The 8,528-nt window shown below is 73.4% G+C and carries 8 protein-coding genes; 4 read left to right on the top strand and 4 right to left on the bottom strand.

Annotation, left to right across the window (positions count from 1 at the left end):
- Window positions 1-107: 107 nt before the first annotated feature.
- Window positions 108-785, bottom strand: a complete 678-nt coding sequence (locus tag ABZW14_RS31725) for a hypothetical protein (protein ID WP_355354027.1) — start codon at window positions 783-785, stop codon at window positions 108-110.
- A 70-nt stretch (window positions 786-855) separates the two neighbouring features.
- Between ABZW14_RS31725 and ABZW14_RS31720 the strand changes: the two genes are divergently transcribed.
- The 3 genes from ABZW14_RS31720 to ABZW14_RS31710 are packed head-to-tail and all read left to right on the top strand — an operon-like array spanning window position 856 to window position 5,260.
- Window positions 856-3,474 carry a valine--tRNA ligase gene (locus ABZW14_RS31720; RefSeq protein ID WP_355354024.1) on the top strand — a complete coding sequence of 873 codons (2,619 nt, stop codon included), beginning with the start codon at window positions 856-858 and terminating at the stop codon, window positions 3,472-3,474.
- The gene (locus ABZW14_RS31715; RefSeq protein ID WP_355354021.1) at window positions 3,471-4,805 is read left to right on the top strand and encodes a folylpolyglutamate synthase/dihydrofolate synthase family protein; all 1,335 of its coding nucleotides are present in this window, start codon (window positions 3,471-3,473) and stop codon (window positions 4,803-4,805) included. Before ABZW14_RS31720 ends, ABZW14_RS31715 begins: the two co-directional genes overlap by 4 nt.
- Window positions 4,802-5,260, top strand: a complete 459-nt coding sequence (locus tag ABZW14_RS31710; protein WP_355354018.1) for a DUF4233 domain-containing protein — start codon at window positions 4,802-4,804, stop codon at window positions 5,258-5,260. Before ABZW14_RS31715 ends, ABZW14_RS31710 begins: the two co-directional genes overlap by 4 nt.
- A 4-nt stretch (window positions 5,261-5,264) precedes the next feature.
- Here ABZW14_RS31710 and ABZW14_RS31705 read toward each other — a convergent pair whose 3' ends face one another.
- Window positions 5,265-6,506, bottom strand: a complete 1,242-nt coding sequence (locus ABZW14_RS31705; RefSeq protein WP_355354015.1) for a VOC family protein — start codon at window positions 6,504-6,506, stop codon at window positions 5,265-5,267.
- A 144-nt stretch (window positions 6,507-6,650) separates the two neighbouring features.
- Here ABZW14_RS31705 and ndk point away from each other — a divergent pair, with 144 nt between their 5' ends.
- Entirely contained in the window at window positions 6,651-7,076 is a 426-nt protein-coding gene (gene ndk / locus ABZW14_RS31700; RefSeq protein WP_355354012.1) for a nucleoside-diphosphate kinase, read from the top strand.
- A 58-nt stretch (window positions 7,077-7,134) separates the two neighbouring features.
- Here the strand turns inward: ndk and sigJ are convergent, their stop codons facing one another.
- Window positions 7,135-8,022: an RNA polymerase sigma factor SigJ gene (sigJ, locus tag ABZW14_RS31695; protein WP_355354009.1), complete on the bottom strand. Its 888-nt coding sequence runs from the start codon at window positions 8,020-8,022 to the stop codon at window positions 7,135-7,137.
- Window positions 8,019-8,459, bottom strand: coding sequence for a carboxymuconolactone decarboxylase family protein (locus ABZW14_RS31690; RefSeq protein ID WP_355354006.1), 441 nt, complete (start codon window positions 8,457-8,459; stop codon window positions 8,019-8,021). The genes sigJ and ABZW14_RS31690 overlap by 4 nt, the downstream gene beginning before the upstream one ends.
- Window positions 8,460-8,528: the final 69 nt, after the last annotated feature.

Here is an 8,528-nt window from a genome sequence, read left to right as displayed (position 1 = left end):
CCGATGGTACTGCACTCGGGAGGGTGTGGGAGAGTAGGACACCGCCGGACAATCTTCCAGTCAGGGCCACCCTTCGGGGTGGCCCTGACTGCGTTGTGCCGCCGTTCTCAGCGGTGCTGGATGCCGTCGCGGAGCTTGCGGAACAGCACCGCGGAGTCGTCCGCGGAGCGGCCCGGGAACATCCCCATCACCACGCTGCCGTGGTCGGCCCAGCCGCAGACCGCGAAGTCGCCGCCGTCGCCGCTGGTCGTGCCGCACTTCATGACACCGCCGAGGCGGCCGGCGTCCACCTTGTGCAGGCCGGTGACCCGGCCGGTCTCGTCGGCCATCAACCCGAAGAGGCTGTCCAGATCGCGCTCCGGCTGCCAGAGCAGGGTGGTGCCGCCGAAGAGGAGCACCGACCGCTTGGCGTCCGCCGGGTCGGTGTAGACGCTGCCGAAGCTGCGGTCCAGCTCGATGTCGGCGGCGAAGCCGTCGCGCAGGTAGTCGGCGGTGCTTCGGGCCCGGTCACTGTCGTCCCGGGTCAGCCCGGCCACGGTGGCCGGCGTGCTCAGCTCGGTGTCCTTCTCCGCCAGCACCCGCCAGCCGCCGAAGCCGAGCGCCGCGGCGCCGCCCAGCCCCACCACCAGCGCGGCCGCCAGGGCGATCTTCCGTCGCCGGGAGACCGGGCGTCGCTCGGGCTCCAGGGCGGGGTCCCGGCGGCTCAGCCGGATCGGCTCGTCGGTCAGGTCGACCGGCTCGGGACCGCCGTCGAACGGCCGCTCGGTGAGGTGCGCGTCGGACATGTCCGCCACCGTACGCGAACTAACAGGTGGCGCACGTCGGGTCCCCGAAAGCGCTCCGTAGACTTTCAGGGTGACCGAGAGACTGGATGCCCGACGCCCCGACGCCCCGACCCTTGCCGGCCAGTACCAGCCCGGCGAGGTAGAGCAGCGACGGTACGAGCAGTGGGTAGCCGCCGGGCACTTCCGGGCGTCGGCGGACAGCGAGAAGCCGCCCTTCACCATCGTCATCCCGCCGCCGAACGTCACCGGCTCGCTGCACATGGGCCACGCGTTCGAGCACACCCTCATGGACGCGCTCAACCGGCGCAAGCGGATGCAGGGCTTCGAGGCGCTCTGGCTGCCGGGCATGGACCACGCCGGCATCGCCACCCAGAACCTGGTCGAGCGGCAGCTCGCCGGCGAGGGGCTGTCCCGGCACGACCTGGGCCGTGAGAAGTTCGTCGAGCGCGTCTGGCAGTGGAAGGCCGAGTCCGGCGGCGCCATCCTGGGCCAGATGCGCCGCCTCGGCGACGCCGTCGACTGGGACCGCGAGCGCTTCACCATGGACGAGGGCCTGTCCCGGGCCGTCCAGACCATGTTCAAGAAGCTCTTCGACGACGGGCTCATCTACCGGGCGAACCGGATCATCAACTGGTGCCCCCGCTGCCTCACGGCGCTGTCCGACATCGAGGTCGAGCACACCGACGACGAGGGTGAGCTGATCTCGATCCGCTACAGCGACGAGGTCGTGGTGGCCACCACCCGGGCCGAGACCATGCTCGGCGACACCGCGGTCGCGGTGCACCCGGACGACGAGCGCTACCGGCACCTGATCGGCACCGAGGTGGCCCTGCCGCTCACCGACCGGCGGATCCCGATCGTGGCCGACGAGCACGTCGACCCGAGCTTCGGCACGGGCATGGTCAAGGTGACGCCGGCGCACGACCCGAACGACTTCGAGATCGGCCAGCGGCACGACCTGCCGCAGCTCACGATCATGGACGAGCGCGGCATCATCACGGCGCCCGGCCCGTTCCAGGGCCTGGACCGCTACGAGGCCCGCCCGGCGATCGTGGCGGCGCTGCGCGAGCAGGGCCTGATCGTCGCCGAGAAGCGGCCGTACGTGCACGCCGTGGGGCACTGCTCCCGGTGCAAGACCACGGTCGAGCCGCGGCTGTCGCTCCAGTGGTTCGTCAACACCTCCCCGCTGGCCAAGGCGGCCGGCGACGCGGTGCGCGACGGCCGGGTGAAGATCGAGCCGGCCGAGCTGGCCAAGCGTTACTTCGCCTGGGTCGACAACATGCACGACTGGTGCATCTCCCGGCAGCTCTGGTGGGGGCACCGCATCCCGGTCTGGTACGGCCCGGCCGGCGAGATCGTCTGCGTGGGCCCGGACGAGGAGCCGCCGACCGGCGAGGGCTGGCGGCAGGACGAGGACGTCCTCGACACCTGGTTCTCCAGCGGCCTCTGGCCGTTCTCCACCCTGGGCTGGCCCGAGCGCACGCCGGACCTGGCCAAGTTCTACCCGACCAGCGTGCTGGTCACGGGCTACGACATCCTCTTCTTCTGGGTCGCCCGGATGATGATGTTCGGCCTCTACGCCATGGACGGCGTGCAGCCGTTCGACGTGGTCGCCCTGCACGGCATGGTGCGCGACGAGCACGGCAAGAAGATGTCGAAGTCGTTCGGCAACGTGGTCGACCCGCTGGACTGGATCGAGCGGTTCGGCGCCGACGCCACCCGGTTCACCCTGGCCCGGGGCGCCAACCCCGGTCAGGACGTGCCGGTCAGCGAGGAGTGGTGCCAGGGCTCCCGCAACTTCTGCAACAAGCTCTGGAACGCCACCCGTTTCGCGCTGCTGAACGGCGCCCACACCGACGGGCCGCTGCCGGCCTCGGCCGAGCTGTCGACCGTCGACCGGTGGATCCTGTCCCGGCTGGCGCACGTCACGGCCGAGGTGGACGAGCAGTTCGAGGCGTACGAGTTCGCCAAGGTCTGCGACCTGCTCTACCACTTCGCCTGGGACGACGTCTGCGACTGGTACGTGGAGCTGAGCAAGCCGGTGCTCGCCGAGGGCGGGCCGGGTGCCGACGCCACCCGACGGGTGCTCGGGCACGTGCTGGATCAGCTGCTGCGGCTGCTGCACCCGGTGATCCCGTTCGTCACCGACGAGCTGTGGACGGCGCTGACCGGCGGCGAGACGGTGATGACCGCCGCGTGGCCGGCGGCCGACCGTACCGGAGTCGACGACGCCGCGGAGGTCGAGGTCGGCACCCTCCAGCGGGTGGTGACCGAGATCCGGCGGTTCCGATCCGACCAGGGGCTGCGGCCGACGCAGCGGGTGGCCGCGCGGCTCGACGGCCTGGCCGGCGCGGGCATCGCGGCGCACGAGCCGCTGGTCCGCTCGCTGGTCCGGCTCGACGCTCCGGGCGACGACTTCCAGGCCAGCGCCACCCTCGCCATGCCGGGCGAGGTCAGCGTGGCGCTGGACACCCGGGGTTCGATCGACGTGGCCGCCGAGCGGGCCCGCCTGACCAAGGACCGGGCGGCCGCCGAGAAGGAGGCCGCGCAGGCGCGGGCGAAGCTGGACAACCCGGCGTTCGTCGGCAAGGCGCCCGAGCCGGTGGTCGCCAAGATCCGCGAACGGCTGGCGGTGGCCGAGGCGGACCTGGTCCGGATCGACGCCGCCCTGGAGGGGCTGTCCTCGTGACCGACCGCAGCGAATTCGCCGAGGTGGAGGCCGCGCTGAACGCGCGCGGCTTCACCCGCATGCGCTTCGAGCTGGAGAAGATCGAGAGCCTGCTCGACCTGCTCGGCAGCCCGCAGCGGGCGTACCCGTCGATCCACCTGACCGGGACCAACGGCAAGACCTCGACGGCCCGGATGATCGACTCGCTGCTGCGGGCGTTCGGGCTGCACACCGGCCGCTACACGAGCCCGCATCTGGAGACCGTCCGGGAGCGGATCAGCCTGGACGGCGAGCCGGTGAGCGAGGACCGCTTCGTGGCCACGTACCGCGAGGTGGCGCCCCTGGCGGAGCTGGTCGACCAGCGCTTCGACGAGCCGCTGACCTACTTCGACCTGACCACCGCGCTGGCCTTCGCCACGTTCGCCGACGCCCCGGTGGACGTCGCCGTGGTGGAGGTGGGGCTCGGCGGCGCCGAGGACGCCACCAACGTGATCCAGGCCGGGGTGGCCGTGATCACCCCGATCGGGCTGGACCACACCGAGTGGCTCGGCGACACCATCGAGGACATCGCGCTGCACAAGGCGGGCATCATCCACTCCGGCGCCACCGTGATCGCGGCGGCCCAGGAGGAGGAGGCCGCCCGGCCGATCCTGGAGCGCTGCGCCGAGGTGGGCGCCACGGTCGCGCGGGAGGGCGCCGAGTTCGGCGTGCTGCGCCGTGCGGTGGCCGTCGGCGGCCAGGTGCTCACCATCCAGGGCCTCGGCGGAGTGTACGAGGAGATCTTCATCCCGCTGCACGGCGCTCACCAGGCGCAGAACGCCGCCGTGGCGCTGGCCGCGGTCGAGGCGTTCCTCGGCGCGGGCGCGCGGCGGCAGCTCGACATCGAGGCGGTCCGGGAGGGCTTCGCCGCGGCCAGCTCGCCGGGCCGGCTGGAGAAGGTGCGCACCGCGCCGACGATCCTGCTCGACGGGGCGCACAACCCCCACGGGATGGCCGCCACCGTCACCGCGCTCCAGGAGGAGTTCGCGTTCAGCAAGCTGGTCGGCGTGCTCGCCGTGCTCGGCGACAAGGACGCGGCCAGCCTGCTGGAGCTGCTCGAACCGGTGCTCGACTCGATCGTGGTCACCGCGAACAGCTCGCCCCGGGCGATGCCCGTCGAGGAGCTGGCCGCGCTGGCCCGGGAGGTCTTCGGGCCGGACCGGGTGCAGGTGACCGATGAGATGCCGGACGCCATCGAGTCGGCCGTCGCGGAGGCCGAGTCCGACGTGCCGGGCGAGCTGGCCGGGGTGGGCGTGCTGATCACCGGATCGGTGGTGACCGTGGCCGACGCCCGCCGGCTGCTCAAGCGATGACCGGCCCGGTGGACGAGCGTCCCGGCCAGGGCGTCCCGACCGAGGGCGTCCCGACCGAGGGCGTCCCGGCCGAGGGCGTCCCGGCCGAGGGCGTCCCGGTGGAGGGCGGCGAGCCGCGGCGCTCCGGCCTGCGCAACCCCGACAGGGCCGTCCGCGGCCTCGGCGCCGGCACCCTCGCGCTGGAGGCGCTGGTGCTGCTGCTGGCCATCCAGCCGATCCGGGTGGTGGGCGGCGACTTCGGTGGCGCGGCCGTCGCCGCGGTCGTCGCGCTGGCCGTCGCCTGCGTGGTGCTGGCCGGTCAGATGAAGCGGCCGTGGGCCTGGCACGCCGGCACGGTCCTCCAGGGCCTGCTGCTGCTCTCCGGGCTGCTGCACTGGTCGCTGTTCGTGCTCGGCGTCATCTTCGCCCTGGTGTGGGCGTACGCGCTGCACGTGCGGCGGGTCATCCTCGGCTGAGCGCTCAGGCGTCGGCGAGGGTGCGCCACTGGGTGAGCGCCACGCCGTGCCCGTCCGGGTCCCGGAAGGCGGCCGCCCACACCTCCAGCTTGGTGCCCCGGTTGACCACCCGCGGGGCGTACGTGAACCGGACGCCCGAGTCGCGCAGCCGCTGGTAGGCCGCCTCGATGTCGGCGACCTCGAGGTTGACGTGGACCAGCCGGCGGCTCATGGGGGCGGCCCCGGTCACCCGGCGCAGCACCAGGCGGGTCGGCCCGGAGGCGAGGACGGCGTTGCCCTCGCCGCGGTCCAGCTCGGCGAAGCCGAGGTTCCGGTAGAAGTCCAGCGACCGGTCCAGGTCGGTGACGAGCAGGGTGATGCCGACGCCGCTGATCGGGCTCGCCGCCTCGGCCGGGCCGCCGTCGCCGGCCGGGCCGAAGATGGCCTCGTCCAGCTCCTCCGGGGTGGGCGGCGCCTCCCCGGCCGGCTCGTCCAGCGGGACGTCGATCGGGTCCACCGTGTCGAACCGCTCCTCGGCGGGCGGACGCGGCGTCGGGGCGCGGCGGGGGAGCGGGCCGGCCGTGGCCGGCTCGACCAGCTGCCCCTCCAGCACGACCCCGCCGCCGGGGCGCTGGTGCATGACCACCGGCTCGCGGTCCTCCGGGAGCACGGCGAGGTCGTCGAGGAGGGGGTCGGGTGCGGGCGGGAAGTCGTCGCGGAAGTCGTCCTCCGGGGCCCGGTCGGCCCACGGCGGGGCCTCCTGGCCGATGAGCACGTCGTCGACGGGGTCCGGGTCGGCGAACTCGGGCGGGAGGTCGGCGACCGCGGCGGCCGTCTCGGCGTGGGTGGGCACCTCGTCCCAGAGGACGCGGACGTGCCGCTGGTCGTCCAGGGCGACCCGGACGGGCAGCGCCTGGCCCAGCGACGGCCACTTGGCGACCGGCACCCGCGGCTCGATGATCTTCTTGGAGCGGGGCGGCAGGCCGGGCGCGTCGATCACCAGTTGCAGCTCGCAGCGGCCGAAGGCGTACTGGGTGGGCGGCTCGGAGGCGCTGTGCACGTGGCCCAGCCCGACCACCCAGGTCCGGCCGCCGCCGCGCACCGTGGCCAGGGCGATCGCGAGGACCAGCAGGGCGACGCCCAGCGCCACGATCGCCCAGCTCGTCATGCCCAGCCCGAACAGGGTCACGAACGTGGCCAGGGTGCCCAGCACCGCGCCGATCAGCTTGCGCACCGGCGCGATGGGTCGGTTCCCGCCATTCGCCACAGTGGACCTCCCAGGGGTTCCAGGGCCAGGCTAGGCCGCCGCGGCGACCCAGGGAAGGAGCAGCCGCCGCGCCGGCGCCGGGACCGGGTCGCTACGCTGACCGTACCCAGCCCGACCCGGTTCCGCGCACAGGAGGAAACCAGCGTGTCCAGCAGCAGCCCGGACGAGCGCACGCTCGTACTGATCAAGCCCGACGCGGTCCGCCGCGGTCTGGTGGGGGAGATCCTCACCCGTTTCGAGCGCAAGGGCCTGCGGATCGACGCGCTGGTGACCCGCACCCTGGACGGCGACTTCGCCGACCAGCACTACGCCGAGCACGTGGACAAGCCGTTCTACCCGCCGCTGAAGGCGTTCATGACGAGCGGCCCGCTGGTGGCCCTGGTGCTCTCCGGAGACCAGGTGATCGAGGTGGTGCGCGGGATGATCGGCAGCACCGACGGCCGCAAGGCCGCCGCCGGCACCATCCGCGGCGACCTCTCCCTCTCCAACCGGGAGAACCTGGTGCACGCCTCCGACTCGGTCGACAGCGCCAAGCGCGAGATCGCCCTCTGGTTCCCCGAGCTGGGCTGACCCGGCCTCTCGCCACGGCCCCGGTTCCGCACGTGCGGGCCGGGGCCGTCGCGCGTCCTCAGCCCGGCACGGCGGGCAGTTTGTCCGGGTTGCCGACCAGGTAGACGCCGGTGATCCGGCCGTCGGCGGCGGCCACGGAGAGCGTGTAGCGGCCGCCGGACGGCCAGGTCAGCAGCAGCGCGGGCGCGCCGTTGAGCTCGACCACGGTGCTCTGCACCTCGGGGTGGCGGTGGTGGTACAGACCGGCGAAGAATCGCGCGATCCGCTCCGCGCCGTGAACCGGGTTGCGGGCCGCGGAGACCCGGCCGCCGCCGTCGTTCCACGCGGTCGCGTCGGCCGCGACCAGGCCGGTCAGCCGGGCCAGGTCGCCGTCGCGCGCCGCGGCCAGGAAGGCGTCGAGCAGCCGCCGCTGCTCGGCCGGCCCGGCGGTGAACCGCCGCCGGCCGTCGGCGATCCGGGCCACCGCGCGGTGGTGCAGTTGCCGGCAGTCCGCCGCGGACCGGTCCAGCAGGTCGCCGATCTCGGCGTACGGCAGGGCGAACGCGGTGTGCAGCACGTACACGGCGCGTTCCGGCGGGGTGAGCCGTTCGAGCAGGTGCAGCAGCGCCGTGGAGAGCGTCTCGCGCTGCTCGACCGTGTCCAGCGGGCCGAACGGGGACGGGTCGGTCGCCACCTGCTCGGGCAGCCACGGCCCCACGTACGTCTCCCGGGCCGCCTGCCGGGCCCGCAGCCGGTCGAGGGCCAGCCGGGTGACCACCCGGGACAGGTAGCGGCGCGGCTCGGCCACGCTGTCCCGGTCGACGGCCAGCCAGCGCAGGTACGCCTCCTGGAGCACGTCCTCGGCGTCGTGCAGGCTGCCCAGCAGCCGGTACGCCAGCCCGAGCAGCATCGGCCGGTGCGCGGTGAGCGCACCGGCCGCCTGCGCCGCCGCCGAGGGTGAGGTCACACCTCGACCGGCGGCTCGGTACGGGTGCTCACCGAGATCCGGTTCCACACGTTGATTGTGGCGATCGCGACCAGCAGATCGGCCAGTTCCTTCTCCGACCAGACCTTCGCGGCGGCGTCCCAGACGTCGTCCGGCACGCCGTGCTCGCCGAGCCGGGTCACCGCGTCGGTCAGCGCCAGCGCGGCCCGCTCCCGCTCGGTGAAGAAGGGCGCCTCCCGCCACGCCGCGACGGCGAACAGCCGCCGGCTGGACTCACCCGCCCCCAGCGCGTCCCGGCTGTGCATGTCGACGCAGAACGAGCAGCCGTTCAACATCGACGCCCGCAGCTTGACCAGCTCCAGCACGGTGTGGTCGACGTTCTTCTGGACGTACTTCTCCAACCCGAGCACCGCCCGGTACGCCTCCGGCGCCACCGCTGCCGTGTCCATCCGGCTCATCGCCGCCTCCTTCGTCTCGTCCGTACGCCCACACGACGGATCGGGGCGGGGCCGGTGTGACGGTGCGGG

This window comes from Micromonospora sp. NPDC004551 (genome assembly GCF_040609975.1).
GTDB lineage: Bacteria > Actinomycetota > Actinomycetes > Mycobacteriales > Micromonosporaceae > Micromonospora.
Note: the sequence above shows the minus strand (reverse complement) of the source record. Positions and strands in the feature narration are given on the sequence as shown.